Annotated in this window: 25 protein-coding genes; 12 read left to right on the forward strand and 13 right to left on the reverse strand. The window is 71.8% G+C overall.

What is annotated here, in order from left to right; genetic code table 11:
• Positions 1-61: 61 nt before the first annotated feature.
• A complete protein-coding gene (locus H5V45_RS00995; protein ID WP_185251212.1) occupies positions 62-865 on the reverse strand; it encodes a TrmH family RNA methyltransferase in 804 nt (267 codons plus the stop codon).
• Complete coding sequence (cobA, locus tag H5V45_RS01000; protein ID WP_343061363.1) at positions 865-2,130, reverse strand: uroporphyrinogen-III C-methyltransferase; 1,266 nt, start codon at positions 2,128-2,130, stop codon at positions 865-867. Before cobA ends, H5V45_RS00995 begins: the two co-directional genes overlap by 1 nt.
• A gap of 96 nt (positions 2,131-2,226) precedes the next feature.
• Between cobA and H5V45_RS01005 the strand changes: the two genes are divergently transcribed.
• A complete protein-coding gene (locus H5V45_RS01005; protein ID WP_185251213.1) occupies positions 2,227-2,748 on the forward strand; it encodes a YbhB/YbcL family Raf kinase inhibitor-like protein in 522 nt (173 codons plus the stop codon).
• Positions 2,749-2,764: 16 nt separating this feature from the next.
• On the opposite strand, the gene H5V45_RS01010 is transcribed toward H5V45_RS01005, so the two are convergent.
• Both H5V45_RS01010 and H5V45_RS01015 read right to left on the reverse strand, forming a co-directional pair.
• On the reverse strand, positions 2,765-3,373 hold the full coding sequence (locus H5V45_RS01010) for a CE1759 family FMN reductase (protein ID WP_185251214.1): 609 nt from the start codon (positions 3,371-3,373) through the stop codon (positions 2,765-2,767).
• Positions 3,370-4,485: an LLM class flavin-dependent oxidoreductase gene (locus H5V45_RS01015; protein WP_185251215.1), complete on the reverse strand. Its 1,116-nt coding sequence runs from the start codon at positions 4,483-4,485 to the stop codon at positions 3,370-3,372. The genes H5V45_RS01010 and H5V45_RS01015 overlap by 4 nt, the downstream gene beginning before the upstream one ends.
• An 86-nt stretch (positions 4,486-4,571) precedes the next feature.
• Between H5V45_RS01015 and H5V45_RS01020 the strand changes: the two genes are divergently transcribed.
• A complete protein-coding gene (locus H5V45_RS01020) occupies positions 4,572-5,180 on the forward strand; it encodes a DUF2238 domain-containing protein (RefSeq protein WP_185251216.1) in 609 nt (202 codons plus the stop codon).
• On the opposite strand, the gene H5V45_RS01025 is transcribed toward H5V45_RS01020, so the two are convergent.
• The 3 genes from H5V45_RS01025 to H5V45_RS01035 all read right to left on the reverse strand — a co-directional run bounded on the left by H5V45_RS01025 (position 5,134) and on the right by H5V45_RS01035 (position 7,825).
• On the reverse strand, positions 5,134-5,958 hold the full coding sequence (locus tag H5V45_RS01025; protein ID WP_185251217.1) for a hypothetical protein: 825 nt from the start codon (positions 5,956-5,958) through the stop codon (positions 5,134-5,136). The two genes, H5V45_RS01020 and H5V45_RS01025, sit on opposite strands and share 47 nt — an antisense overlap.
• Positions 5,959-6,060: 102 nt before the next feature.
• Complete coding sequence (locus H5V45_RS01030; protein WP_343061364.1) at positions 6,061-6,714, reverse strand: class F sortase; 654 nt, start codon at positions 6,712-6,714, stop codon at positions 6,061-6,063.
• Positions 6,701-7,825: a hypothetical protein gene (locus H5V45_RS01035; RefSeq protein WP_185254746.1), complete on the reverse strand. Its 1,125-nt coding sequence runs from the start codon at positions 7,823-7,825 to the stop codon at positions 6,701-6,703. The genes H5V45_RS01030 and H5V45_RS01035 overlap by 14 nt, the downstream gene beginning before the upstream one ends.
• 233 nt (positions 7,826-8,058) lie before the next feature.
• On the opposite strand from H5V45_RS01035, the gene H5V45_RS01040 reads away from it, so the two are divergent.
• Positions 8,059-8,562 carry a CAP domain-containing protein gene (locus H5V45_RS01040; protein ID WP_185251218.1) on the forward strand — a complete coding sequence of 168 codons (504 nt, stop codon included), beginning with the start codon at positions 8,059-8,061 and terminating at the stop codon, positions 8,560-8,562.
• Positions 8,563-8,645: 83 nt separating this feature from the next.
• Complete coding sequence (locus H5V45_RS01045) at positions 8,646-10,220, forward strand: catalase (RefSeq protein ID WP_185251219.1); 1,575 nt, start codon at positions 8,646-8,648, stop codon at positions 10,218-10,220.
• A 15-nt stretch (positions 10,221-10,235) separates the two neighbouring features.
• On the opposite strand, the gene H5V45_RS01050 is transcribed toward H5V45_RS01045, so the two are convergent.
• The 3 genes from H5V45_RS01050 to H5V45_RS01060 form a co-directional block, all read right to left on the reverse strand.
• Complete coding sequence (locus tag H5V45_RS01050) at positions 10,236-12,707, reverse strand: FAD-dependent oxidoreductase (RefSeq protein ID WP_185251220.1); 2,472 nt, start codon at positions 12,705-12,707, stop codon at positions 10,236-10,238.
• A gap of 172 nt (positions 12,708-12,879) precedes the next feature.
• Positions 12,880-13,797 (reverse strand): phosphotransferase, encoded by a 918-nt coding sequence (locus H5V45_RS01055; protein ID WP_343061365.1) that lies wholly within the window; start codon positions 13,795-13,797, stop codon positions 12,880-12,882.
• Positions 13,798-13,802: 5 nt separating this feature from the next.
• Positions 13,803-15,368: an amino acid permease gene (locus tag H5V45_RS01060; protein ID WP_185251221.1), complete on the reverse strand. Its 1,566-nt coding sequence runs from the start codon at positions 15,366-15,368 to the stop codon at positions 13,803-13,805.
• A 158-nt stretch (positions 15,369-15,526) separates the two neighbouring features.
• Here H5V45_RS01060 and H5V45_RS01065 point away from each other — a divergent pair, with 158 nt between their 5' ends.
• The 7 genes from H5V45_RS01065 (at position 15,527) to H5V45_RS01095 (ending at position 22,533) form a co-directional block, all read left to right on the forward strand.
• A complete protein-coding gene (locus tag H5V45_RS01065) occupies positions 15,527-16,288 on the forward strand; it encodes a FadR/GntR family transcriptional regulator (RefSeq protein WP_185251222.1) in 762 nt (253 codons plus the stop codon).
• Positions 16,289-16,319: 31 nt separating this feature from the next.
• Positions 16,320-17,699, forward strand: coding sequence for a glutamine synthetase family protein (locus H5V45_RS01070; protein ID WP_185251223.1), 1,380 nt, complete (start codon positions 16,320-16,322; stop codon positions 17,697-17,699).
• A complete protein-coding gene (locus H5V45_RS01075; protein WP_185251224.1) occupies positions 17,699-19,057 on the forward strand; it encodes an aldehyde dehydrogenase family protein in 1,359 nt (452 codons plus the stop codon). Before H5V45_RS01070 ends, H5V45_RS01075 begins: the two co-directional genes overlap by 1 nt.
• A 199-nt stretch (positions 19,058-19,256) precedes the next feature.
• The gene (locus H5V45_RS01080) at positions 19,257-20,036 is read left to right on the forward strand and encodes a 3-oxoacyl-ACP reductase (RefSeq protein WP_185251225.1); all 780 of its coding nucleotides are present in this window, start codon (positions 19,257-19,259) and stop codon (positions 20,034-20,036) included.
• A gap of 16 nt (positions 20,037-20,052) precedes the next feature.
• Positions 20,053-20,769: a gamma-glutamyl-gamma-aminobutyrate hydrolase family protein gene (locus H5V45_RS01085; RefSeq protein WP_185251226.1), complete on the forward strand. Its 717-nt coding sequence runs from the start codon at positions 20,053-20,055 to the stop codon at positions 20,767-20,769.
• The gene (locus H5V45_RS01090; protein WP_185251227.1) at positions 20,766-21,557 is read left to right on the forward strand and encodes a glycerophosphodiester phosphodiesterase family protein; all 792 of its coding nucleotides are present in this window, start codon (positions 20,766-20,768) and stop codon (positions 21,555-21,557) included. Before H5V45_RS01085 ends, H5V45_RS01090 begins: the two co-directional genes overlap by 4 nt.
• Before the next feature lie 4 nt (positions 21,558-21,561).
• The gene (locus H5V45_RS01095) at positions 21,562-22,533 is read left to right on the forward strand and encodes an alpha/beta hydrolase (RefSeq protein ID WP_185251228.1); all 972 of its coding nucleotides are present in this window, start codon (positions 21,562-21,564) and stop codon (positions 22,531-22,533) included.
• Positions 22,534-22,537: 4 nt separating this feature from the next.
• On the opposite strand, the gene H5V45_RS01100 is transcribed toward H5V45_RS01095, so the two are convergent.
• Entirely contained in the window at positions 22,538-23,206 is a 669-nt protein-coding gene (locus H5V45_RS01100) for a nitroreductase family protein (protein ID WP_185251229.1), read from the reverse strand.
• A gap of 122 nt (positions 23,207-23,328) precedes the next feature.
• On the opposite strand from H5V45_RS01100, the gene H5V45_RS01105 reads away from it, so the two are divergent.
• Positions 23,329-23,871 (forward strand): RDD family protein, encoded by a 543-nt coding sequence (locus H5V45_RS01105; protein ID WP_185251230.1) that lies wholly within the window; start codon positions 23,329-23,331, stop codon positions 23,869-23,871.
• Between the two features lie 18 nt (positions 23,872-23,889).
• Here the strand turns inward: H5V45_RS01105 and H5V45_RS01110 are convergent, their stop codons facing one another.
• Together H5V45_RS01110 and H5V45_RS01115 are read right to left on the reverse strand one after the other, a co-directional pair.
• Positions 23,890-24,654: a TSUP family transporter gene (locus tag H5V45_RS01110; RefSeq protein WP_185251231.1), complete on the reverse strand. Its 765-nt coding sequence runs from the start codon at positions 24,652-24,654 to the stop codon at positions 23,890-23,892.
• Positions 24,651-25,790 (reverse strand): SPFH domain-containing protein, encoded by a 1,140-nt coding sequence (locus H5V45_RS01115; RefSeq protein WP_185251232.1) that lies wholly within the window; start codon positions 25,788-25,790, stop codon positions 24,651-24,653. The genes H5V45_RS01110 and H5V45_RS01115 overlap by 4 nt, the downstream gene beginning before the upstream one ends.
• Between the last annotated feature and the right edge of the window lie 16 nt (positions 25,791-25,806).

Below are 25,806 nucleotides of genomic sequence, written 5' to 3' on the forward strand. Positions count from 1 at the left end.
GGCCCCCGGCGCCGCAGCGGAATCAGGAGGAAAGGTAAAGAAGTGTGACGCGATCGGCCCGTCAGCGCCGGGCGGTGACATAGCACGCGACCGCCGTGGCCGCCGCGACGTTGAGCGAGTCGATGCCCTCCCTCATCGGGATGATCGCCCGGCGGTCCGCGGACTGCTCCCAGCGCGGCGAGAGCCCGTGGCCCTCGGACCCGAGCACGAGGGCGACCCGGTCGAGCCCCGCGACCGCGTCCTCGACCGGGGTGGCGTCTTCGGTGAGGGTCAGGGCGACGGTGGTGAAGCCGCGTGCGGACAGCGACGGCAGCGCGTCGTACCAGTCCGGCAGCCGGGTCCACGGCATCGTGAAGACGGCGCCCATCGCCACCTTGATCGAACGGCGGTAGAGCGGGTCCGCGCACCGGGGGGCGAGCAGCACGGCGTCGAAGCCCAGGGCGGCACCGCTGCGCAGGATGGCGCCGACGTTGGTGTGGTCGATGATGTCCTCGAGCACCAGGACCGAGCGCGCGCCGTCGAGGACCTCGTCGACCGACGGCAGCGGGAGCCGCTCGAGCGAGGCGAGCGCGCCACGGTGCACGTGGAAGCCGGTGACCTCCTCGGCGAGCGCCTCGCTCATCACGAAGCAGGGCGCCTCGGTGGTCGCCAGCACGTCGGCCAGGCCGTCCAGCCACCGCGGGGCCATGAGGAACGAGCGGGGCGTGAAGCCGGCCTCGACCGCGCGGCGCACGACCTTCTCGCCCTCGGCCAGGAAGAGCCCGTTCTCGGCCTCGAGGTGCTTGCGCATCTGGACGTCGCGCAGGTCGCGGTAGTCGGTGAGCCGCGGGTCTGCCGGGTCGGAGATCTCGTGCAAGGTGGCCATCAGGGTCTCGGCACGCCGGTTCGTGCCTCACCGGCTGCCCGACCGCCGAAGGCCTCGGGGTGCGCCACCGCGACGACCTCACCGACCACGATGATCGCGGGCGCCTTGACCGCCTGGGCCTCCAGCTCGTGCGCCAGGGTGCCGAGCGTCGCCAGCACGGTCCGCTCCCCCGGCATCGTGCCGTCGCAGACGACGCCGACGGGCGTCGAGGCCGCCCGACCGCCCGCGACCAGGGCCTCCGCGATGGCCGGGGCGTTCTGCACGGCCATCATCAGCACGACGGTGCCGTTCAGCCGCGCCACCGCGTCCCACACGACCTGCGACTCCGGGTGCCCGGGCGGCAGGTGCCCGGAGATCACCGTGAACTCGTGCGCGATCCCGCGGTGGGTGACCGGGATGCCCGCGATGCCCGGCACCGCGATCGGGCTGCTCAGCCCGGGGATCACCGTCACCGGCACCCCGGCCTCCCGGCACGCGAGCACCTCCTCGTAGCCGCGGCCGAAGACGAAGTTGTCGCCGCCCTTGAAGCGCACCACCCGCTTGCCGGCCAGGGCGCGCTCGACGATGACCCGGTTGATCTCCTCCTGCAGCGCCGAGCGGCCCCGCGGCAGCTTCGCGACGTCGATCAGCTCGACGTCGGCGGGCAGCTCGCTCAGCAGCTCGCGCGGGGCGAGCCGGTCCGCCACGACGACGTCCGCCTCCATCAGCGCCTTGCGGCCGGCGACGGTCATCAGGTCGGGGTGACCCGGTCCGCCGCCGACGAGCACGACGCCCGCGCTGCGGTCGCGCTGGTGCCGGGCCACGATCGTGCCCTCGCGCAGGCCCTCGAGGATCTCGTCGCGCACGGCCGCGGACCGGCGCGGCTCGCGGTTGCCCAGGACGGCCACCGTGACCCCCGCCTCGCGGCCCACCGCCGGGGTCCACGCGGTGGCACGGGTGGCGTCGTCGGCGCGCACGCAGAAGATCCGGCGCTCCTCGGCGGCCTGGCTGACCAGCTCGTTGGCCGCCCGGTCGTCGGTGGCGGCGATGACGTACCACGCACCGTCGAGGTCGGTGGCCTCGAAGCCACGCTCGTGCCAGGTGACCTCGCCGGCACCGACCAGTCCCTCGATCGCCGGGGTCACGACCGGTGACACCACGGTCACGACGGCACCGACCGCCAGGAGGGCCGGGACCCGTCGCTGCGCGACGTGCCCACCACCGGCGACCACGACGCGGCGGCCGGCCAGGATCAGGCCCGAGGGGTACGGCGGGAAGTCGTCCACGTCCCCCATCATCCCCGCCCCCGTTCCCGGGCGCGTTGGGACGGCCCAGCCGGCGGACTAACGTGGCAGCGACCCGATCCCTGAGCTAGGAGCGACATGAGCCTCGACCGTCCCGTCAGCCCGAACCCGTACGACCTGCTTCCCGCGGTGCCGTCGTTCACCGTCACCAGCGACGACGTCACCGACGGCCAGCCGCTGAAGGACGACCAGGTCGCGGACGCCGGCAACACCTCGCCCCAGCTGTCCTGGTCCGACGTGCCCGAGGGCACGAAGAGCTTCACGATCACCTGCTTCGACCCCGACGCCCCGACCCCGAGCGGCTTCTGGCACTGGGTGCTCGTCGACGTGCCCGCTGACGTGACCTCGCTCGACACCGGCGCCGCGGCCGGCGACCTGCCCGGCCAGGCCTTCCACTGCCGCAACGACGGCGGCGAGCAGGGCTTCATGGGTGCCGCTCCTCCGCAGGGCGACCAGGTGCACCGCTACTTCTTCGTCGTGCACGCGGTGAAGGAGGAGACGCTGGGCGTCGACGCGGACGCGTCGCCGGCCGTCGTGTCCTTCAACCTGGCCTTCAAGACCGCCGGCCGGGCGATCCTGCACGGCACCTACCAGCACTGAGCACAGCGGCGAGGGCTCAGGCGGTCGGGGACGACCCCGCCCGCTTGAGCAGCTCGTCGAACGAGACCGGGTCGGTGAACCCGTCGCGCACGACGTGCAGGCCGCGACGTCCGGTGAGGAGTCCGGCCAGCTCGCCTGCCGCCCGCTCGATCCGCTCCGAGAGCCGCGGGTCCGCGAAGTCCTCGCTCGCCGCGAACACCCCGGTCGGGACGACGACGGCGCGCAGGTAGGCGAACAGCGGCCGCAGCGCGTGCTCCAGCACCAGCGAGTGCCGCGAGGTGCCTGCGGTCGCCGCGATCAGCACCGGCGTGCCGTCGAGCAGGCCGGGCTCGAGCACGTCCACGAACGTCTTGAAGAGACCGGAGTAGCTCGCCGAGAACACCGGCGTGACGACGATCAGGGCATCGGCACGGCGGACGGTGTCGATCGCAGCGGCGAGGTCCCCGCTCGGGAAGCCGGTGAGCAGGTGGTCCGCCAGCGCGTGCGCGAGCGGGCGCAGCTCGACCACGTCGATCTCGGCGTGGCCGCCCACCGCCCGGTCGGTCGCCTCCGCGAGCCGGTCGGCGAGCAGCCGCGTCGAGGAGGGCACGCCCAGGCCGGCGCTGACCACGGCGACGCGGGTCACGCGGGCACCTCGCTCCGGTCGCCGGTCGTGGCCGTCGTGGTGTCGAGCGCGGCGACCCGCGCCGCGTGGGTCGGGCCGTCCGGCACGTGGGCCGGGCGCAGGGCGTCGAACTCGCGGCGCAGGACCGGCACGACCTCCTCGCCGAGCAGGTCGAGCTGCTCGAGGACGGTCGTCAGCGGGAGCCCCGCGTGGTCCATGAGGAACAGCTGGCGCTGGTAGTCCCCGACGTACTCCCGGAAGCCGAGCGTCCGCTCGATCACCTCCTGCGGCGACCCGACGGTCAGTGGGGTCTGCCGGGTGAACTCCTCGAGCGACGGGCCGTGACCGTAGACCGGCGCGTTGTCGAAGTACGGACGGAACTCCCGCACCGCGTCCTGGCTGTTCTTCCGCATGAAGACCTGGCCGCCGAGGCCGACGATCGCCTGGTCCGCGGCGCCGTGCCCGTAGTGCTCGAAGCGCCGGCGGTAGAGCTCGACCATCTGACGCGTGTGCGAGGGCGGCCAGAAGATGTGGTTGTGGAAGAAGCCGTCGCCGTAGTACGCCGCCTGCTCGGCGATCTCGGGACTGCGGATCGAGCCGTGCCAGACGAAGGGTGCGACGCCGTCCAGCGGGCGGGGCGTCGACGTGAAGCCCTGCAGCGGGGTGCGGAACCGGCCCTGCCAGTCGACCACGTCCTCGTGCCACAGGCGGTGCAGCAGCGCGTAGTTCTCGATCGCCAGGTTGATGCCCTCGCGGATGTCCTTGCCGAACCACGGGTAGACCGGTCCCGTGTTGCCACGGCCCATCATCAGGTCCATCCGGCCGTCGGTGAGGTGCTGCAGGGTGGCGTAGTCCTCGGCGATCCGGACCGGGTCGGTCGTCGTGATCAGCGTCGTGGAGGTGGACAGGAGGATCCGCTCGGTCTGCGCGGCGATGTAGGCCATCGTCGTGGTCGGCGACGATGCGACGAACGGCGGGTTGTGGTGCTGACCGACGGCGACGACGTCGAGCCCGACCTCCTCGGCCTTCTTCGCGATCGCGACCTGGGCCTTGATCCGCTCGTGCTCGGTCGGGGTGCGACCGGTCGTGGGGTCCTGCGTCACGTCCCCGACGGTGAAGATGCCGAACTGCATGACCACTCCTGCTCCGTTGCTGATTGAAGATCAAACTATCAGCAGAACGGCATCGCGCCCGGCCCTATTCCGGCCATGATGCACGGATGCCCGTCCGTCGCTGCCCCGCGTGGCTGCCCGCCCTGGTCCTGCTGCTGACCGTCGCCCAGCTGGCGGTCGCCGAGTGGTGGCCCGGGATCGACCGCTTCGCCGACAAGGCCTTCGGCGCGCGTCTCGTGGCCTATCCCCTGCTGATGCTCCTCGCCCCGGCCGTCTGGTGGGTCGTGGCCGGTCGTCGGCGCAGCGAGCGCCCGCCGTACGGCGCCTTCACGCTGGTCATGCTGCCGTTCCTGGTCGACGTGACCGGCAACAGCCTCGACCTGTACGACGCGGTCGTGTGGTGGGACGACCTGAACCACTTCGCCAACTGGCTGCTGCTGTGCGCAGGTCTGGGCCTGCTGCTGTGCGGTCGGGTCCGGCCCGGTTGGGCCGTGGTGCTGCTCGTCACCGGCCTGGGTGCCGCGCTCGCCATCGGCTGGGAGCTGGGTGAGTGGTACACCTTCATCCGGCACGGCACCGAGCTCGACACGGCCTACGAGGACACCCTCGGCGACGAGGCGCTCGGGACCCTGGGCGCGCTGGTGGCCGGGTTCGTCGTCCGGCGTGCGGTCAGCGCACCCGCGGGCGATAGGTCGGCGGCGGCGTCATCTGGATGAGCAGGCCCAGCCAGGCCAGGGCGAGCAGCAGCGCGAGGAACAGCAGCGACACCGGGTCGGTCAGCCACTCGACGACGGGTGACGTCACGCTGACGAAGCCCAGCGGCGTGTGCACGGCCACGGTCTGCGCGAGCAGCTTGCCGGGGCGCTGCAGCGTCGTGCCGTAGAGGTCGGCCAGCGAGCCCACGCCGGCCTCGACCGCGTCGACCCCGAGGGCCGGCCCCCGGCTCGCGGTCCCGACGACGGTGGCGGGCAGCGACGTCGGGCGCGCGACGGTGCGCGGCGCTCCGCCGGCCTGCGCCGGGCGGTGCCGGGCGGCGTGGTGCTTGCCGGCGTGCTTCTTCGCGCCGTGGTGTCGGCCGCCGTCGCGACCGACGTGGCCCTTGCCCTTGTTCTTGTGGTGGTGCTGGTGGTGGTGCCCGGCCCCCGGCGGAGACGCGGGCGCCGGCTGGGTGCCGGCCTGACCGGGCGGTGCGGGGTTGCCGGGGCCGTTGCCGGGGCCCGGCCCGTTTCCGTTGCCGTTGCCGTGGCCGTTCCCGTGGCCGTTCCCGTGGCCGTTCCCGTGGCCCTTGCCGGGACCCTTGTCCGGCCCGTGTCCGGGGCCCTTGCCCGGGCCGTGCCCGTTGCCGTGGCCACCGCCCGGGCCGTGCCCGTTGCCGTGGCCACCGCCATGGCCGTGCCCGTGGCCCGGACGCGCTTGCGCGAGCGCGGGCCCCCCGACGACCAGCACGAGTGCGGCGGCGACCGCGACGACTCCCTGTCCCCAAAGACGTGACATCAGTGTTGCTCCGACTTCTGCCGGCCCCCCGGCACTACTGCCGGCCCCCCGGCACTGCTGCCGGTCCCCCCGGCACTGCTGCTCTCGACTGTACTCATGCCGTCAGACGGCGGGCACCGCCGTGACGACGGCGTTGCTGAGGTAGCGCGACCCGTCCCAGTCCTCACAGGTGATGAGGACCAGGCGGCCGGGCACCTTCTGGCTGAAGAGCCGCTGGGCGTGGTCGGCCACGCTGCCCTTGCTGTAGACGTGGACGCGTTGCACGTCGTAGGCGATCCAGCCGTGCGACGTCTTGACCCGGACCCGGTCACCGCGGTGCAGCGTCTCGAGGTCGTCGAGCGCCCCGCCGCCGGTGTGCACGGTGTGGCCCGTCACCAGCGCGCTGCCGCGTGCGGCTCCCGGTCGCGCGCCCGCCGCCCACCAGCCGAGCTCCTGCGGGTCGCTCGGCGGGATCAGCGTGCCACCGGGCGCCTTGATGGGGAGCACGACGGCATTGACCTTCAGCGCCGGGATGACCACGCGCGTGGGCATGCCCGAGACCCGCTTCGCCGGGACCGCCTCACGGACCGGCTCGACCGAGGCCTCGGCGCTCGGTGAGCCCGTCACCGTCGGAGCAGCCCCGGAGGGATCCGCACTGACGGCCTGGGGGCTCTGCAGGTAGTACGCCGCGAGCCCGCCCGCGACGAGGGCCACCCCCGCCGCGGCCAGCCACCAGGAGTGGCGGCCGCGGCGCGAGGTGGACTCAGACGTCGGCACGGGTGCGGCGCCGCGACACGATCGCGGCGATCGCCAGCAGCGCACCGAGGCCGATCACCAGGAGGGGCAGCGGGGAGCGGACCCAGTCGAGGGCCGAGTTGCCGCCCTCGCCGGCGTCGACGGCGGTGGGCACCTGCGTGCCGTTGGTCTCGTCGGCGTTGGCCTGCTCACCGAGGACCTCGGTGTCGTTGGTGTCGCCGGTGGAGGCCTGCTCACCGAGGACGTCGGTGGTGCTGGTGGTCTCGTCGGCCCCCGGGGTCTCGGCGCCCGCGCCGGGCGTCTCCGGAGTCGTGCCGGGGGTCTCGGGGGTGCCGGGCGTCTCGCCCTCGTCGCCCGCGACCTCGTCGGAGCACGGCTGGACCCAGAAGACCTTGGACTTGGTGTCGTTGCCGTGCGAGAACGGCGTCGCGACGGTCACCTTGACGTGGAAGCCCTGCTTCGGGTGCGGGGTGCCCGTGAAGGTCGGGTAGTAGCTCTCGCGGGCGTCGAGGCCGCTGTCGGTGCCCGCACCGCTGGCGGGGTCCTCACCGACGAAGACCGAGAGCGGGCCGTTCGGGGTGATGGTCGCGTCCTTCGTGGGCGCCTGCATCGCGAAGGAGACCTGCGAGTAGTAGTCGCCCTCGTCGAAGCCGTACCACTCGATCTGGAAGCCGCAGGTCACGTGCGGGTTGTTGTCCGGCGTCCCGTCCTGCTCGCCGAGCGGGGTGATCTTGATGGTGCCGTTGTTGCCGGCCGGGTCGCCGTTGCCGCCGCCGTTGCCGTTCCCGCCACCGTTTCCGTTGCCGTTGCCGTTGCCGTTGCCGTTGCCGTTGCCGCCACCGTTGCCGTTGCCGCCACCGTTGCCGTTGCCGCCACCGTTGCCGCCACCGTTGCCGTTGCCGTTGCCGTTGTGGTGACCGTTGTTGCCCTTGTCCTTGTCCTTGTCCTTCTTGTCGTCCTTGGACTTGTCCTTGGTCTGGCCGGGCGCGTTGCCCTGGCCGTGGGCACCGCTGTTGCCGCCGGAGTTCCCGTTGCCGGGGTCGGCGGACGCGACGGCGACCGTGCCCCAGCTGGTGAGGACCACCGCGGACGTGAGAGCCAGCGTGCGACGCAGGCGGAGTGATGCAGACATGAGCGTCTCCAGAGCTTCTGCTGGGTCCCCCCCAGCGACAGAAAGAATTGATGATTCGGACTGCCGCATCCGCCGAGTCGGTTGCGTCGTGTGACTTGTGCCCGCTCAACGTCCGGTCAAACTCCGGGTTACGCGAAATGACCGATCGGAGGACGCGACGTGACGCAGCACACCGGGAAACTCGTCCCGTCAGACCACCGGGGGTACTGAACGGAGCACCGATGTCACGTGTCATGGCCCGCCTGGCAGCCACCTTCGCGCTGCTGGCACTCGCACTCGTCCTCGTGCTGCCCGGAGGCAGCGCCTCGGCCAAGGTGTGGAAGGTCCCGGCGCCCGACACCTCGCTCGACCCGCTGACGCACCTGACGGAGTACGAGAACCGGGTCGTCATCGGCATCAACAAGGCGCGCAAGGCGCACGACCTCACGCCGGTGCGCTACTTCTCCTCCTGCGTGGACCACTTCTCGGAGAGCTGGGCGCGTCACCTCGCCGACACCGGGCTCTTCGAGCACCGCAACCAGAACAAGATCCTGAGGAAGTGCAACCTGTCCTGGGTCGGCGAGACGCTCGTGCGCGGGACCCTGATCACGCCGGGCCAGATGGTCAAGGCGTGGATGCACTCGCCCGAGCACCGCGTGATCATCCTGAAGAAGCGCGCCAACCGCGCGGGGGTCGGGGTCCGCCTCGACAGCCAGGGCCGGTTCGTCGGCGTCCTCAACTTCGCCGACACCAGGTAGCCCCGGCTGGCGACGGGCCAGCGTCCTCACCCCACGGGGTGGATCTTCTTGACTTGTTCAAGAAACGGCTGTTCAGTCGAGGAATGACCTCTGACGGCTCGTCCATCACCACGGCTCCCTCGAAGGAAGCCGAGCTCGGCTCCACGACCGACAACGGCGCCCCGGCGCCCAGCGACCGCAACTCGCTGACGATCGGGCCCGACGGCCCGATCCTGCTGCACGACGTGCACTTCCTGAACCAGATGGCGCACTTCAACCGCGAGCGCGTCCCGGAGCGCAACGTGCACGCCAAGGGCTCCGGCGCCTTCGGCGAGTTCGTCGCGACGGAGGACGTGTCGGCGTACACCAAGGCGGCGCTCTTCCAGCAGGGCACGACCACCGAGATGCTCGCGCGCTTCTCGACCGTGGCCGGCGAGCAGGGCTCCCCCGACACGTGGCGCGACCCGCGCGGGTTCTCGCTGAAGTTCTACACGACCGAGGGCAACTACGACCTCGTCGGCAACAACACCCCGGTCTTCTTCGTGCGCGACACGATGAAGTTCCCGCACTTCATCCGCTCGCAGAAGCGGCGCGGCGGCAACGGCCTGCGCGACAACAACATGCAGTGGGACTTCTGGACCCTCAACCCGGAGTCGGCCCACCAGGTGACCTACCTGATGGGCGACCGGGGCATCCCGAAGACCTACCGCCACATGAACGGCTACGGCTCCCACACCTTCCTCTGGGTCAACGCGGCCGGTGAGAAGCACTGGGTGAAGTACCACTTCCACTCCGACCAAGGCGTCGAGGCGCTGAGTGACGCCGACGCGACGCGGATCGCCGGCGAGGACGCGGACTTCCACCGCCGCGACCTGAGCGAGTCGATCGCGGCCGGCGACTTCCCGAGCTGGACGCTCTCGATCCAGGCGATGCCGTACGACGACGCGAAGACCTACCGGATCAACCCGTTCGACCTCACCAAGATCTGGCCCCACAGCGACTACCCGCTGATCAAGGTCGGCACGATGACGCTGAACAGGAACCCCGACAACTTCTTCGCCCAGATCGAGCAGGCGGCCTTCGAGCCGTCGGCGCTGGTGCCGGGCATCGGGTTCTCCCCGGACAAGATGCTGCTGGGCCGCGCCTTCGCCTACTCGGACACGCACCGCTACCGCATCGGCGCCAACTACCTGCAGCTACCGGTGAACCGTCCCCGCGTCGAGGTGAACACCTACACCCAGGACGGCGCGATGGCCTACGAGCACCGTCAGGACGACCCGGTCTACGCCCCGAACACCTTCGGCCGCGGCTACGCCGACAACGTCGGCGAGGTCGAGGAGAGCTGGGAGACCGACGGCGCCATGGTGCGCCAGGCCTACACCCTGCGTGCGGACGACGACGACTTCAGCCAGGCCGGCGCGCTGGTGCGCGACGTCTGGGACGACGAGATCCGGGCGAGCTTCGTCAAGACCGTGGCCGGGCACCTGCTCGGTGGCGTGGAGGGCGACGTCCTGGAGCGTGCCTTCGAGTACTGGCGCAACGTCGACGCCGACACCGCCAAGCAGATCGAGGAGCTCGTCCGCGCGGACGCCGACCTCGGTGGCCCCGGCGGCCAGGACGACAAGGCGAAGGAGCACGCGTCCGACCCGGTCGTCGAGTCGGACACGCACGCCGGCTGACCTGGCACAGCGCGCTCAGCGGAGCGGCGCCCGCAGCGTCACCCGCACCCCGAACCGGTCACCCCCGACATCCACCTGGAAGCCACCGGCCTCCAGCCCGTCGGCGGTGACCGGTTCGTCGCTCCGCAGCCACGCCAGCCCGACCGACGCCCCGACGGTGGCGCCCCACGCGGCGCTGGTGACCTGGCCGCAGGGGACGCCGTGGCGCAGCAGCAGCTCGCCGCCCCACAGCATCGGTGCGGGGTCCTCGACCGCGAAGGAGACGGCCCGGCGTCGCGGCCCGCCGGCTGCGAGCGCCTCGCGGTGCGCCGCCAGCGCGGCGCGGCCGAGGAAGTCCTTGTCACCGCGGAGCGCCGTCGCGAAGACGAGGCCCGCCTCGACCGGCGTGACGTCGGGCGTGAGCTCGCGACCGAACGCGCGGTAGCCCTTCTCGAGACGCAGGGACTCGATCGCGTAGTAGCCGGCCGTGCGCACGCCGAGGTCGGCGCCCTCGGCGAGCAGCAGGTCGTGGAGCGCGCCGGTGTGCTCGACGGGCACCATCAGCTCCCAGCCGAGCTCGCCGACGTACGTCATCCGGGTCGCGCGCACGCCGACACCACCCAGCGTCACCTCGCGGCTGGTGGCGAACGGGAATCCCCCCTCGGAGAGGTCCGCGTCGCCGAGCCGTCCGAGGAGGTCGCGGGAGGCGGGACCCATCACGCCCAGCACGGCGTAGGCGTCGGTCACGTCGCGGACCTCGGCCGCACCCGCGTGCCGGTCCAGCCAGTCGAGGTCGCGGACGGTCGTGGCCGAGCTCGAGACCAGCAGGAAGGCCTCGGGGCCGGTGCGGGTGACGGTCAGGTCGGCCTCGTAGGTGCCGCGCGCACTGAGGAAGGGCGTGTAGACGCAGCCGCCGGTGGCCACGTCCACGTCGGCGGCGCAGACCCACCGGAGACCGGCCAGGGCGTCGGGTCCCTCGACGATGTACTTCGAGAACGACGTCTGGTCGAAGACGGCGACCGCCTCACGGGTGGCGCGCTGCTCGGCCACCGACCACGGCAGCCAGGACGGCTTGCCCCAGGCGTAGTCCAGCCGCGCCTCGGCCGGTGACGGGGCGAAGACGTTGGGCCGCTCCCAGCCCATCCGCGTCCCGAAGACGGCGCCGGACGCGGCGAGCCGGTCGTGCACCGGTGAGCGACGGACCCCGCGCGCTGTCTGCGGCTCGCGGTTCGGCCACGGCACCGCGTAGTGCAGGCCGAGCACCTCGGCCACCCGGTCGCGCAGCCAGGCGTTGTCGGCGTTGAACGGCGCGAAGCGGCGGACGTCGACTCCCACCAGGTCGGTCGTCGGCTCCCCCGCGACGATCCACTCCGCGAGTGCCCGGCCCGCGCCGCCGGCCGAGGCGATGCCCACGGAGTTGAAGCCGGCGCCGACGAAGTAGCCCGCGACCCCCGGCACCTGGCCGAGGAGGAACTGGTTGTCGGGGGTGAAGGACTCGGGCCCGTTGTAGAACTTCCGGATACCCGTCTCGGCCAGCACCGGGATCCGGTGGACCGCCTGCTCCATCAGCACCGAGAAGTGGTCCCAGTCCTCGTCGAGGAGCTGGAACTCGAAGGGGTGGGGCAGGTCGTCCGGCGAGCGCCACGGCCGGGCGTGCGGCTCGAAGCCGCCGACGACCAGGCCGCCGGTCTCCTCCTTGAAGTAGGTCCATCCGTCGGGGTCGCGCATGATCGGCAGGTCCGGGTGCACGCCGGCGACGGGGTCCGTCACGACGTAGAAGTGCTCCGCCGAGTGCAGCGGCACGGTCGCCCCGACGAGCTCCCCCAGCGCCTTGGCCCACTGGCCGGCACAGTTCACGACCACCTCGGCCTCGACGTGCCCGAGGTCGGTCCGCACCCCGGTGACGCGGCGGCGGCCGGCGCCGTCGGTGGTGACGTCGAAGCCGGTGACCCGGCACCGCTCCACGATCCGGGCGCCCTGCTGCCGTGCTCCCCGTGCGAGGGACTGCGTGAGGTCGGTCGGGTTGACCTTGCCGTCGCCGGGCAGCCAGATCGCACCCAGCACGTCGTCGACCTGCATCGTCGGCCAGAGCTCCTGCGCGCGGTCGGCGCTGACCAGCTCGCAGGCCATGTCGTACGCCGTCGCGTTGGCGGCCGTGCGCCGCAGCTGGACCATCCGGTCCTCGGTGCGGGCGACGATCAGCCCGCCGACGTTGCGGTAGCCGGTGGCGAGACCCGTCTCGGCCTCGAGCCGGGCGTAGAGCTCGGCGGAGTACTGCACCAGCCGGGTCCCGCTCTCGGACGCCCGCAACGGCCCGACCAGCCCGGCCGCGTGCCAGGTGGTGCCGCACGACAGGCTGCCCTGCTCGAGGAGCACGACGTCGGTCCAGCCGAGTCGGGTCAGGTGGTAGGCCACGGAGGCCCCGATCACGCCGCCACCGACGATGACGACCCGCGCCCGGTCGGGGAGGTGGTTTCGAGACGGTTGCTGCGCAACCTCCTCAACCACCGGTGGGGGCTGCGCAACCTCCTCAACCACCGGTGCGGGCTGCGCAACCTCCTCAACCAGCGGTGCGGGCTGCGCAACCTCCTCAACCAGCGGTGCGGGCTGCGCAACCTCCTCAACCAGCGGTGCGGGCTGCGCGGCCCCCTCAACCAGAGGTGCGGGGTGCGCGGCCCCCTCAACCACCGGAGGTCACCTCTTCCAGGAGCCGTTCGAGGTCGGGGCTGCGGAAGGTCGCGGCGGCCTTGTCGAAGCGCTCCTGCCCCCACGCGAGGAAGTCGAAGTCCAGGTCGCTGGCCGACGCCTGGATCGCGCCCCACAGCGACCAGCCGTACTGCGACGCGAGCGCCTGGAGCCGGACCCGGGCCAGGTCCCGGCGGGTCTCGCGGCCGAAGTAGCAGGCGGTCAGCTCGGCCACCTGGTCGTCGTCCAGCTCGCACTCGGTGGCCGTGTTGCCCAGCTCGAAGGCGGGGTCGTTGTTGCCGCTGTACTCGTAGTCGATCAGCCAGAGCCTGCTCCCGTCGTCGACGATGTTGCCGGCGAGCAGGTCGTTGTTGCACGGCACGCTCGTCGGTGCGTCCACGGCGAGAGCCGCCGCGACCCGCTGCCAGGCCGCCTCGTGGTCGTCGTACCCCGCGAAGAGCGCGTAGCCGCGCTCGGCGACGGTGCGCCGGTAGGCCGTGCGGCGCCGCACCATGTCGAAGTCGCCGTGGAAGCGCGGACCCGCGTGCAGGCGCCGGCAGGCCTCGGCCACCCGCGGGACGTTGCCCGGCACCGCGAAGCTGGCGTTGTCGAACGTCATCCCGTCGAGGTAGGCGATCACGAGGACCCCGAGGTCCGGGCGGTAGTCCACGACGGGCGCCCCGACGCCGGCCGCCGCGGCGGCGAGCGTGTTGAGGTGCTCGGCGTCGCGGTCGATCCCGAGCAGCGCGGCGTCGCCGCGGAAGCGGCGTACGACGTGGTCGCCGACGGGCGTGGTGACGTGGAGGTTCTGGTTCGTGAGGCCGCCGGGGAGCTCGACCACGGTGCGTGGATGGCCCTGCAGGACCGGGATCCGGTCCAGCAGGGCCTCCAGCTCGGCGTGCGGCTGGGACACGCGAGTCAGCTGTCGAACGCCTCGAGGACGGTCTCGTCGATGGTGTGCTTGGGGCCGGTGAACCACTTCTTGGCCGACACCTGCCACCAGATGGCGAGGACGATCAACGTGCCGAACGTCAGGATCGGCGCGTAGTTCACGCTGCTCCAGGCGAAGTCGGCGTTGCCGGGCACGCCGGTCGGCGTGAACGGCAGGATGAAGTAGACGGAGATGACGGCGATCTCGGCGACCGCGATGAGGTTCATCCACTTGTACTTGCGGCCGTTGTGCCACGAGCCGGGCTCGAAGTCGTCGCCGAGCCGCCAGCGCAGGAAGATCGGCACCGCGAAGGCGAGGTAGAGCCCGATGACCGCGACCGAGACGACCGCGAGGAAGGCGACCGGGAGCCCGTTCACGCTGACGAGGGCCGGGGCGGTGATGACCGCGCCGACGACCGCGCAGAGCAGGACGGCGTTGGTGGGGACCTTCGTCTTCGGGTTGACCTTCGACCAGATCTTCGAGCCGGGGATCGCGCCGTCCCGGCTGAAGGCGAAGGTCATCCGCGAGCAGCTGGTCATGCAGGCGGCGGTGCAGAAGAGCTGGCCGGCCGTGGAGATGAGCAGCACCAGGAAGTGCCAGCCCTCGGGCAGCGCCTGGCCGAAGATCACGTCGACGCTGCCGCCGCCGGCGGAGACGCCCTCGGGGTCCTGGACCGCGAACAGGAAGGCGAGCAGCAGGACGTAGCCGCCGATCGCGGAGTAGGCGATGGAGCGCCAGATGCCCTTGGCGGCGGCCTCCGAGGCGGCCGAGGTCTCCTCGGACAGGTGGGCGGAGGCGTCGAAGCCGGTGATGGTGTACTGCGTCAGCAGCAGCCCGAGCGGCAGCACGAGGAACCAGAACTTCAGCCCGGAGGTCTGGTTGTCGTTGAAGCCGGAGTTGTTGACCTCGTGGGTGAACACCCAGCTGAGCGCCTGGTGGGTGTCCGGGATGAACACCAGGACCAGGATCACGATCGCGGCGCCGGCGACGTGCCACCACACGGAGATGTTGTTGACGATCGCCATCAGGTGCCCGCCGAACACGTTCAGGCCCGCGGCGATGACCAGGATGATCAGGAAGATGACGTAGATCCGGGTCAGGCTGTAGCCGTCGGCCCAGCCCGAGGAGACCGTCGTCAGCGTCAGGTCGACGAACGTCGCGGCGCCGTACGCCACCGACGCGGTGACCGCGAGCAGCCCGATGAGGTTGAGCCAGCCGGTGAAGAACCCGGCCGCCGGACCGCCCATCTTGGCCGCCCACCAGTAGATGCCGCCCGAGGTCGGGTACGCCGACACGAGCTCCGACATCGTGAAGCCGATGATCAGGATGAACAGCGAGATGATCGGCCAGCCCCAGGAGATGGCGATCGGTCCGCCGTTGTTCCAGCCCTGGTAGAAGGTCGTGAAGCAGCCCGCCAGGATCGAGATGATCGAGAACGAGATGGCGAAGTTGGAGAAGCTCGACCAGGTGCGGTTGAGCTCCTGCGAGTAGCCGAGACGGGCGAGGTGCTTCTCGTCCTCGGACAGCTCTTTCGGTTCGGTTGCTTCGGGCATGCTGGCACTCTCCGGTGGTCAGGACTGCTGATGTTGACGGAGGCTAGACCCGCGCCGTTCCGACCGTCCATAGTCACTCGTTAAATTGGTATGAACTCAGACCATTGAGCAGCGCTGGGTGATTGACACCCGGCACCCGCGAATCGAGGATGACCACCATGACGGCCTCCCCGGCCCCCGACGCCGCACCTCCGGCCGGGGTGCACGACCTGCGGGAGGCCGTGCTCCGCCCGGTGCGCGGGCACCACGCCTTCGAGGCCTGCGTCGAGCAGCTCGCCACCACCATCCGGCTCGGGGTCTACCCGCTCGGCTCGACGCTGCCCCCCGAGCGCGACCTCGCGGCCCGGCTGCACGTCTCGCGAGCCACGCTGCGCGAGGCGATGGCGGCACTGCGCGAGGCCGGGCTCGTCGAGACCCGACGTGGCCGGGGCGGCGGCACGGTCGTCACGCTGAAGCCGCGGTCGCCCTCGGCCCGGGCGGCCGCGCGGACCTCCGCCGCACGACGCCAGGACTGGCTCGACGCCCTCGACTACCGGCGCATCGTCGAGCCGGGTGCCGCGCACCTCGCCGCCCGGGTGACGCTCGACGACGCACGGCGCAGCCAGCTGGAGGAGGCCCACCTGGCCGTCGCGGCCGCCCGCCGGCCCGCCGAGCACCGGCAGGCCGACTCGCGCTTCCACCTCACGCTCGCCGCCCTCACCGGCTCGCCGCGCGTCGTCGAGGCGGTCACCGCCGTGCAGTCGACGCTGCACGAGATGCTCCTCGCCATCCCGGTCCTCGAGGCCAACATCGCCCACTCCGACCGGCAGCACGCCGCCGTCGTCCGCGCCGTCCTCCGCGGCGACGCGGAGCGCGCCCGCGTGGCGATGGAGGAGCACTGCGACGACACCGCCGCACTGCTCCGCGGTCTCGTCGGCTGACCCGCACCACCCACCACCACCAGGAGACCGCATGGCACTGCGCAACGAACGCCACCTCAGCATGAGCGACCTCGTCGCCCGCATCGGCGCCGGCGAGATCGACACCGTCGTGGTGGCCTTCACCGACATGCAGGGCCGCCTCCAGGGCAAGCGCCTGCACGGGCGCTACTTCGTCGACCACGTCGTCGGCCACGGCACCGAGGGCTGCAACTACCTGCTCGCGGTCGACGTCGACATGAACACGGTCGAGGGCTACGCCATCTCCTCGTGGGAGAAGGGGTACGGCGACATGGAGTTCGTCATGGCCGAGGACACGATCCGGGTGCTGACGCACCTGCCGGCCACGGCGATGGTGCAGTGCGACCTGGTCTGGCCCGACCACTCCCCCGTGGTGCAGTCGCCGCGGGCGATCCTGCAGAAACAGCTGGACCGGTGTGCCGAGCGCGGCTGGACGGCGCTGTCCGGCACCGAGCTCGAGTTCATCGCGTTCGACACGACCTACGAGCAGGCCTTCCGCGACAACTACCGCGACCTCACACCGGTCAACCAGTACAACGTCGACTACTCGATCCTCGGCACCACCCGGGTGGAGCCGCTGCTGCGCGACATCCGCAACCACATGTACGCCGCCGGCCTGGACGTCGAGGGCGCCAAGGGCGAGTGCAACTTCGGCCAGCACGAGATCGGCTTCCTCTACGCCGAGGCGATGATGACCGCGGACAACCACGCGGTCTACAAGACCGCCGCCAAGGAGATCGCGGCCCAGCACGGCAAGGCACTGACCTTCATGGCGAAGTACGACCAGCGCGAGGGCAGCTCCTGCCACATCCACCTGTCGCTGCGCGGCACCGACGGCGAGCTGGTGTTCTGGGACCCCGAGGCCAACGACGGCAAGGGCGAGCGCACGCCGCTCTACGACCAGTTCGTCGCCGGCGTGCTCGCCACGGTCGCGGACTTCACGCTGCTCTACGCGCCGAACATCAACTCCTACAAGCGCTTCGCCGACGGCTCGTTCGCCCCGAACACGATCGCCTGGGGCCTCGACAACCGGACCTGCGCGGTCCGGCTGGTCGGGCGCGGGGCCGGTGCCCGCATGGAGAACCGCGTCCCCGGCGGGGACGTGAACCCCTACCTCGCCCTGGCCGCGATGATCGCCGGCGGGCTGCACGGCATCGAGAACGAGCTCGAGCTGGAGCCGCCGCTCGAGGGCAACGCCTACACCTCCGGCCGGGACAAGGTCCCGGGCACGATGCCGGAGGCCCGTGAGGTCTTCGCCACGTCCACGGTGGCCCGGGCGGCCCTGGGTGACGAGGTCGTCGACCACTACGTGAACATGGCGGACGTGGAGCTCGCTGCCTACAACGCGGCCGTCACCGACTGGGAGCTCCGCCGCGGATTCGAGAGGCTCTGATGAGCGAGACCTACACGGTGGTCAACCCGGCCACGGCGCAGCCCGTCACCGACGTCCCCCTGGCCTCGGTCGAGCAGGCCGACGCCGCCATCGAGGCGGCCCACGAGGCGTTCGCCTCGTGGCGTGCCGTCGCCCCGGGCGAGCGGGCCCGGCTGCTGCGGCGCTTCGCGACCGTGGTCGACGAGCACGTCGAGGAGCTCGCCGAGCTGGAGGTCCGCAACGCGGGGCACACCTGGGGCAACGCGCGCTGGGAGGCCGGCAACGTCCGGGACTGCCTCAACTACTACTCCGCCGCGCCCGAGCGGCTCTTCGGGCGGCAGATCCCGGTGCCCGGCGGCATCGACCTGACCTTCCACGAGCCCCTCGGGGTCGTCGGGATCATCGTCCCGTGGAACTTCCCCATGCCGATCGCCGGCTGGGGCTTCGCCCCGGCGCTGGCCGCCGGCAACACGGTGGTGCTGAAGCCGGCCGAGCTCACGCCGCTCACGGCGATCCGGCTCGGTGAGCTCGCGCTCGAGGCCGGGATCCCCGAGCACGTGCTGACGATCGTCCCCGGCCACGGCTCGGTCGTCGGCGAGCGGTTCGTGACGCACCCGCTGGTCCGCAAGGTCTGCTTCACCGGCTCCACCGCCGTCGGCAAGAAGATCATGGCCGGCTGCGCCGACCAGGTGAAGCGCGTGACGCTGGAGCTGGGCGGCAAGAGCGCGAACATCGTCTTCGCCGACGCCGACCTCGCCGCCGCGGCCGCGAGCGCGCCGTACGCCGTCTTCGACAACGCCGGCCAGGACTGCTGCGCCCGCTCGCGGATCCTCGTCGAGCGGTCGGCGTACGACGAGTTCCTGACCCGCCTCGAGCCGGCGGTGACCGGGATGCGGGTGCTCGACCCGAGCGACGAGTCCAGCGAGATGGGCCCGCTCATCTCTGCGAAGCAGCAGGGCGTCGTGCAGGGCTACCTCGACGAGGTCGAGGTGGCGTTCGCCGGATCGACGCCGGTCGGGCCCGGCTTCTGGGTGCCGCCGTCGGTCGTCACCGTCGACGACCCGGCCGAGCGGATCTGGCGCGAGGAGGTCTTCGGGCCCGTCGTCGCCGTGATGCCGTTCGACACCGAGGCCGACGCCGTCGCGCTGGCCAACGACACGGAGTACGGCCTGTCCGGCTCGATCTTCACCACCGACCTCGGTCGGGGGCTGCGGGTCGCGCGGGCGGTCGAGTCCGGCAACCTCAGCGTCAACTCGCACTCCGCGGTGCGCTACTGGACGCCGTTCGGCGGCTACAAGCAGAGCGGCCTCGGCCGCGAGCTCGGCCCCGACGCTCCCCAGGCGTTCACCGAGGAGAAGAACGTCTTCATCGCCCACTGACCCCGGTCTCGATACGGTCGCTGCGCGACCTACTCGACCAGCGAGATCGGTGGTCGAGGAGGTTGCGCAGCAACCGTCTCGAAACCACCCGCCCAACGAAACCGGTCGCACCGCGACCACCCGCTCAACGACAACCGGTGGTTGAGGAGGTTGCGCCAGCAACCGTCTCGAAACCACCTTCCCCCGAGAGGATCCATCAATGGCAGGACGCATCCAGGGCAAGGTCGCCGTCGTCACCGGAGGCTGCTCCGGGATCGGTCTCGCGACCGTGCAGCGCTTCGTCGAGGAGGGCGCCAAGGTCGTCATCGGCGACATCGACGAGCAGCGCGGGCACGAGCTCGTGGGCCAGCTCGGCGGCACCGACATCGCGACGTTCGTGAAGGTCGACGTCACCTCCAAGGAGGAGGTCGACGCGCTCTTCCAGACCGCGAAGGACACCTACGGCTCGGTCGACATCGCGTTCAACAACGCCGGCATCAGCCCGCCGGAGGACGACTCGATCCTCACCACCGAGCTCGAGGCGTGGCGGCGCGTGCAGGAGGTCAACCTGACCAGCGTCTACCTCTGCTGCAAGGCGGCGCTGCCGCACATGCTCGAGCAGGGCAAGGGCTCGATCATCAACACCGCGTCGTTCGTCGCGGTGATGGGTGCGGCCACCTCGCAGATCTCCTACTCCGCCTCGAAGGGCGGCGTGCTGTCGATGTCGCGCGAGCTCGGCGTGCAGTTCGCCCGCGAGGGCGTGCGCGTCAACGCGCTGTGCCCCGGGCCGGTGAACACCCCGCTGCTGCAGGAGCTCTTCGCCAGCGACCCCGAGCGGGCCGCGCGCCGGCTCGTGCACGTCCCGATGGGTCGCTTCGCCGACCCCGTGGAGATGGCCAACGCCGTGCTGTTCCTGGCCTCGGACGAGTCCAGCTTCATCACGGCCAACACCTTCCTCGTGGACGGCGGCATCTCCGGCGCCTACGTCACCCCGCTCTGAGCCACGGGACGCGCACGTGACCGCACCCGTCATCGGCCTGACGACCTACCGCGAGGACGCGGCCTGGGGCGTGTGGACGCAGCCGGCCGACCTGCTGCCCGCGCAGTACGCCCGCGCGGTCGAGGAGACCGGCGGCGTGCCCCTGCTGCTGCCACCCGTGGCGCAGGTCGGGGCAGCCGACGCCGTCGTGGCCCGGCTCGACGGTCTCGTCATCAGCGGCGGGGCGGACGTGGACCCGGCGCGGTACGACGCGTCCCCGCACCCGCGCACCGCGGGCTGGCGACCGGACCGGGACGTCTGGGAGCTGGCCCTCCTCGACGCCGCGGCAGCGGCCGGCCTGCCGGTCCTCGGCGTCTGCCGGGGAATGCAGGTGATGGCCGTGCACGGCGGCGGCCGGCTCGACCAGCACACCCCCGACCTGGTGGACCACGAGCGGCACAGCCCGGGCGGCGACGCCTTCGGCGCGACCGAGGTCGTGACGACCCGCGGCACCCGCGTCGCCGGGCTCGTCGGGTCGGGGCTGACCGTGAACTGCCACCACCACCAGTCGGTGCAGACGCACCCGGGCTACGTCGCGGCCGCCCACGCCGCCGACGGCACGCTGGAGGCGATGGAGGCCGACGGCGAGCGCTTCTGCGTCGCGGTGCAGTGGCACCCGGAGACGGCCGCGGACGTCGGGCTGCTCGCGGGGCTCGTGCGGGCGGCGGCGACGTACGCCGAGGGACGGGCGTGAGGCGGGTCCGCGAGCGGGTGCAGGTCAGTGCGCACCGTGCGGGTGCCGGTGACGACGTGGCGCTCGAGAACACCCGGGCGGCGTTCGTGGCGGCGCTCGAGCTCGAGGTCGACTTCGTGGAGTTCGACGTCCAGCGGTGCGGCGACGGCACGCTGGTCATCCGGCACGACCCGTCGTTCCTGCACGGCGACTCCGAGGTGCGCCTCGCGGACCTGACGTCGGCCGAGGCGCACGCGCTGCTGCCGGACCTGCTGACCTACGACGACGTCCTCGAGATGCTGGCCGGGCGCCGGGCCGCCCACATCGACCTCAAGGCGAGCGTCGCCCGCGACCCCCGCCACGCGGTCGCGGCGACCGCCAGCGCGGTCGAGCGGCTCGGTGCGGACGGCTTCGTGGTCACGACCGGCAGCGACCAGGCCGTCCGCGCGATCCGCGACTGGAGCGACGAGCAGGGGCTCGACCTGCTCGTCGGCCTGTCCCTGGGCGGCAACGTCCGCGGCCGCTCGGTCCGCGAGCAGGTCCGGATCCGGCTCTCGGAGCTGCTCCCCCACCGCCGGCTGCAGCGCTCCCGGGCCTCGGTGGTCGTGGCGCACCACTCGCTGGCGCGGCTCGGCGTGGCCCGCTTCGCCCGGCGCCGCGGCCTCCCGCTGCTCGTCTGGACCGTCGACACCCCGCGCTCCCTGGCCCACTGGCTCCGGCCCGGGGGCGCGTGGCTGGTCACCAGCAACCACCCGGCACTGGCCCTGGCGGTCCGGGCCGCGCGGGAGCGACGGCACCTGAAACACTGAGCCCATGCCCACCGACGAGGACGACGCCCGGCCCCTGCCCGACGTCCTGGGAGCCCCGTTCGTCGCGGAGACCATCGCGCTGCCCGACGACGACGAAGGACCGGTCGTCGCGACGCTGGTGTCGGCCCGCACCGCCACGCCCACCGGCCGGGCGGTCCTCTACGTCCACGGCTTCGCGGACTACTTCTTCCAGACCGAGTACGCCGCCTGGTGGACCAACCGCGGCTACGACTTCTACGCGGTCGACCTGCGCAAGTACGGCCGCTCCCTGCGCGAGCACCAGACGCCGAACTACGTGGCCGACCTGCGGGAGTACTTCCCCGAGCTGGACGAGGCCTGGCGCCGGATCACCGAGCGCGACGGGCACGACCACGTCGTCGCCGGAGCCCACTCGACCGGCGGCCTGGTGCTCCCGCTCTGGGCGCACCACCGCCAGCCGGAGGAGCTGGCCGGGATGGTGCTCAACTCGCCGTGGCTCGACATGCAGGGCAGCGCGCTGCTGCGCACGATCGGGACCCCGGTGGTCCGCGAGATCGGTCGCCGCCAGCCGCGCCGCGAGATCCGGCGCAACGTCAGCGGGCTCTACGGCCGCAGCCTGCACCGCGACCACGAGGGCGAGTGGGACTTCGACCTCGCCTGGAAGCCGCTCGAGTCGTTCACCGTCTACGCCGGGTGGCTCCGCGCCGTCCGCAACGGCCACGCCGAGCTGCACCGCGGCCTCGACGTCCGGTGTCCCGTGCTGGTCCTGTCGTCGGGCGGGTCGGTGCTGCCGACCGAGATGGGCGAGGACGTCCACGCCCACGACATCGTCCTCGAGGTCCCCCAGATCCGGCGCTGGGCGACCGCCCTGGGACCCCACGTCACCTACGTCGCCGTCGAGGGGGCCGTCCACGACGTGGTGCTGTCCCGTCCGGACGTCCGCGCGGCGGCGTACGACCAGATCGGGCGCTGGCACACGGCGTACGTCGCCGGGTGATCAGTCAGGAGGGGTCGAACGGCGCGCCGTCGAACCGCTCCCGGGTGACGAACTCGCGGACGTCCTGGCGCTTCAGCTTCGTGAGCTGACGCACCGGCCGGCCGAGCGGCACGACGCACGCCAGCGCGAAGTCGTCCGGCGCCCCGAGCAGCTCCTTCATCGCACGCTCCTCGGCGACGGCCATCGTGGTGATGGTGCCGCCGAAGCCCTCGTTGCGCGCGGCGAGCAGGACGTTCCAGACCAGCGGGTAGACCGAGGCGCCGCTGATCAGCCCGATCCGGTCGAGGTCCTGGTCCATCGCGGCGACCCGGCCGAGGTCCACGAAGACGACGAGCACGGCGGCAGCGTCGAGCACCGGCTGCGTGAACGACGAGGGGACCTCCGTGGCGGCGATCTCCTCGGCGCTCGGGCCGGGCGGGTGGACCGGGTTCCACGGGCTCTCGCCGGCCTTGATCTGCGCGACGTACCGCCGCACCGCGGTCTTGTTGAGCTCGGCGATCCGGGCCCGGGTCCCCGGGTCCCGGACGACCACGAGGTGGGCACCCTGCCGGTTGCCGCCGCTCGGGGCGAAGCGGGCGTTCTCGAGGATCCGGTCGAGCACGTCGTCCGGCAGCGGGTCGTCGGTGAACTCCCGGACCGCCGGGGTCGTGCGCATGACGTCGTAGAGCTCCATGCCGCCACGCTAGTCCTCGCCATGCCACGGCCACGCGGGTGTGCGTTCGGTGGCGGGGCGGTGCGCCCGGCTCCTAGACTGGTGACCCCGCGCCCACCGGGGGTCGACCCCGAGGAGCCGTCATGACCGAACACCCTCCCCCGCCCGCCTACGGCGCGACCCCCGGCCCGCAGACCGGCGCCCGCCCCGCCGAGCTGCTCGACCGCTTCCTGGCCCGGCTGATCGACGGGATCCTGCTGGCCGTCGTCAACGGCATCATCGTCAGCGCCATCGTCGTCAGCACGGTGATGGGCGACAGCGGCGGCTTCTACACCGCCTCGACGTACGCCGCCTCCGCCGTGTCGGCCGTGCTGACGACCGTCATCAACCTCGCCTACTTCGGCTACCTGGAGTCCAGCCGGGGCCAGACCGTCGGCAAGATGGTGATGAAGCTGCGCACGCACGGCCCCGGCGGCGGCAACCCGACCCTCGAGCAGGCCCTGAAGCGCAACATCTGGATGGCCGCCCCGATCCTCGGGATCATCCCGGTCATCGGCGCGCTGGGCGGGCTGATCCAGCTCGTCGCGGTGATCATGATCGCCGTCGGCATCCACAACGACACCGTCAACCGGCAGGCCTGGCACGACCACTTCGCCGACGAGACGCGCGTCGTCAAGGAGGGCTGAGCCCTCGCGCCGTCGCGCTCAGCCGAGCAGGAAGGCGGCGAGCGCGACGACGCCGACCACCACGATGACGACGCGGAGCACCATCGGCGGCAGCCGCCGGCCGACGGTGGCGCCGAGCTGTCCGCCGATGACCGAGCCGACCCCGATCAGGCCGGCGACGCGCCAGTCGACGTCGGCGACGACCACGAACAGCAGGCCGGCGACGCCGTTGACGACGGCGGCCAGGACGTTCTTGACGGCGTTGAGCCGCTGGAGCGTCTCGTCGACGCCGATCCCGAGCACCGCCATGAGCAACACGCCCTGCGCGGCGCCGAAGTAACCGCCGTACACGCCCGCCAGGGCGACGGCCGGCCACACCCACCAGGCGCCGTTCTCCGGCAGCCCGCCCGCGGCGTCGTGCCGCCGGGCGACCCACGCGGAGATCCGGGGCTGGAAGACGACCAGGACGAGCCCGAGCAGGATCAGCGCCGGCACGATCGCTGCGAACGCGTCGGCGGGCAGGACCAGGAGCAGCAGCGCCCCGGCCAGGCCGCCCAGCAGCGAGCCGACGCAGAGCCGCAGGACGCGGGAGCGCTGGCCGCCCAGCTCGCGCCGGTAGCCGATCGCGCCCGACACCGACCCGGGCACGAGCCCGATCGTGTTGGACACGTTGGCGGTCACCGGGGGGATCCCGAACGCGAGAAGGGTCGGGAACGTGATGAGCGTCCCCGACCCCACCACGGTGTTGATGGTGCCGGCGGCCATCCCGGCGAGCAGGATGGCCACCGCCTCGAACAGGCTCACTGCGTGGGAGGCTCCGGCGTGTCGGACGACGGGGGTACGTCCGCGGCCGGGGGCGGCGTGGTGTGCGCGCTGTTCTTGCCCGGGTTGGCGGCGTCGGCGGCCTCGGCGATCGCCGCCTCCACCGCGGCGCTGGTCCGGCTGAGCTCCGCGTCGGTCTTCTCGCTGAGCCCCGAGCCGATCTCGGCGCTGCCCATGTCGACGCGCGTCTTCGGCCCGTCGACCTGCTGCGGGATGCCCTGGAGGTTGTTCATCGTCGAGCCGAGACCCTCGAGCGCCTTGCCGATCTCGCTCGGGACGATCCAGAGCTTGTTGGCCCCGCCCTCGGCGATCTTCGGCATCATCTGGAGGTACTGGTAGGCCAGCAGCGACTGGTCCGGGTTGCCGTCGTGGATGGCCTGGAAGACCGTCTGGATGGCCTGGCCCTCACCCTGGGCCCGCAGGATCGAGGACTCCCGGTCGGCCTGCGCGCGCAGGATCTGCGACTCGCGGGCACCCTCGGCGTTCAGGATCGACGACTGCTTGGCACCCTCGGCGGTCAGGATCGCCGCCTGGCGCTGGCCCTCGGCCGACAGGATGACCGCGCGCTTCTCGCGGTCGGCCCGCATCTGCTTCTCCATCGAGTCCTTGATGGACGGCGGCGGGTCGATGCCCTTGAGCTCGACGCGGTTGACCCGGATGCCCCACTTGCCGGTGGCCTCGTCGAGGACGCCGCGCAGGCCGGAGTTGATCTGGTCGCGGCTGGTCAGCGTCTCCTCGAGGTCCATGCCACCGACGATGTTGCGGAGCGTGGTCATCGTGAGCTGCTCGATGGCCTGGATGTAGTTGGCGATCTCGTACGTCGCCGCGATCGGGTCGGTCACCTGGAAGTAGATGACGGTGTCGATCGAGACCACCAGGTTGTCCTCGGTGATCACCGGCTGCGGCGGGAAGCTCACGACCTGCTCGCGCAGGTCGATGAGGTAGCGCACCTTGTCGATGAACGGGACGACGATGTTGAGGCCGGCGGGCAGCGTCTGCTTGTACTTGCCGAAGCGCTCGACGATGCCGGCGCGGGCCTGCGGCACGATGCGCACGGTCTTCGCGAGCATGACGATGGCGAAGAGCAGGACCAGCGCCAGCAGGATCAGGACGATCATGCGGTTCCCCCTAGTG

Source organism: Nocardioides luti (assembly GCF_014212315.1).
In the GTDB taxonomy this organism is placed as follows: Bacteria; Actinomycetota; Actinomycetes; order Propionibacteriales; family Nocardioidaceae; genus Nocardioides; species Nocardioides luti.

What these genes read in the sequence shown, in the direction of transcription:
- H5V45_RS00995 (WP_185251212.1), bottom strand. Translation starts at nt 865, where the DNA reads ATGGCCACCTTGCACGAGATCTCCGACCCGGCAGACCCGCGGCTCACC.
- H5V45_RS01005 (WP_185251213.1), top strand. Translation starts at nt 2,227, where the DNA reads ATGAGCCTCGACCGTCCCGTCAGCCCGAACCCGTACGACCTGCTTCCC.
- H5V45_RS01015 (WP_185251215.1), bottom strand. Translation starts at nt 4,485, where the DNA reads ATGCAGTTCGGCATCTTCACCGTCGGGGACGTGACGCAGGACCCCACG.
- H5V45_RS01020 (WP_185251216.1), top strand. Translation starts at nt 4,572, where the DNA reads ATGCCCGTCCGTCGCTGCCCCGCGTGGCTGCCCGCCCTGGTCCTGCTG.
- H5V45_RS01025 (WP_185251217.1), bottom strand. Translation starts at nt 5,958, where the DNA reads ATGTCACGTCTTTGGGGACAGGGAGTCGTCGCGGTCGCCGCCGCACTC.
- H5V45_RS01035 (WP_185254746.1), bottom strand. Translation starts at nt 7,825, where the DNA reads ATGTCTGCATCACTCCGCCTGCGTCGCACGCTGGCTCTCACGTCCGCG.
- H5V45_RS01040 (WP_185251218.1), top strand. Translation starts at nt 8,059, where the DNA reads ATGGCCCGCCTGGCAGCCACCTTCGCGCTGCTGGCACTCGCACTCGTC.
- H5V45_RS01045 (WP_185251219.1), top strand. Translation starts at nt 8,646, where the DNA reads ATGACCTCTGACGGCTCGTCCATCACCACGGCTCCCTCGAAGGAAGCC.
- H5V45_RS01060 (WP_185251221.1), bottom strand. Translation starts at nt 15,368, where the DNA reads ATGCCCGAAGCAACCGAACCGAAAGAGCTGTCCGAGGACGAGAAGCAC.
- H5V45_RS01065 (WP_185251222.1), top strand. Translation starts at nt 15,527, where the DNA reads ATGACGGCCTCCCCGGCCCCCGACGCCGCACCTCCGGCCGGGGTGCAC.
- H5V45_RS01070 (WP_185251223.1), top strand. Translation starts at nt 16,320, where the DNA reads ATGGCACTGCGCAACGAACGCCACCTCAGCATGAGCGACCTCGTCGCC.
- H5V45_RS01075 (WP_185251224.1), top strand. Translation starts at nt 17,699, where the DNA reads ATGAGCGAGACCTACACGGTGGTCAACCCGGCCACGGCGCAGCCCGTC.
- H5V45_RS01080 (WP_185251225.1), top strand. Translation starts at nt 19,257, where the DNA reads ATGGCAGGACGCATCCAGGGCAAGGTCGCCGTCGTCACCGGAGGCTGC.
- H5V45_RS01095 (WP_185251228.1), top strand. Translation starts at nt 21,562, where the DNA reads ATGCCCACCGACGAGGACGACGCCCGGCCCCTGCCCGACGTCCTGGGA.
- H5V45_RS01100 (WP_185251229.1), bottom strand. Translation starts at nt 23,206, where the DNA reads ATGGAGCTCTACGACGTCATGCGCACGACCCCGGCGGTCCGGGAGTTC.
- H5V45_RS01105 (WP_185251230.1), top strand. Translation starts at nt 23,329, where the DNA reads ATGACCGAACACCCTCCCCCGCCCGCCTACGGCGCGACCCCCGGCCCG.
- H5V45_RS01115 (WP_185251232.1), bottom strand. Translation starts at nt 25,790, where the DNA reads ATGATCGTCCTGATCCTGCTGGCGCTGGTCCTGCTCTTCGCCATCGTC.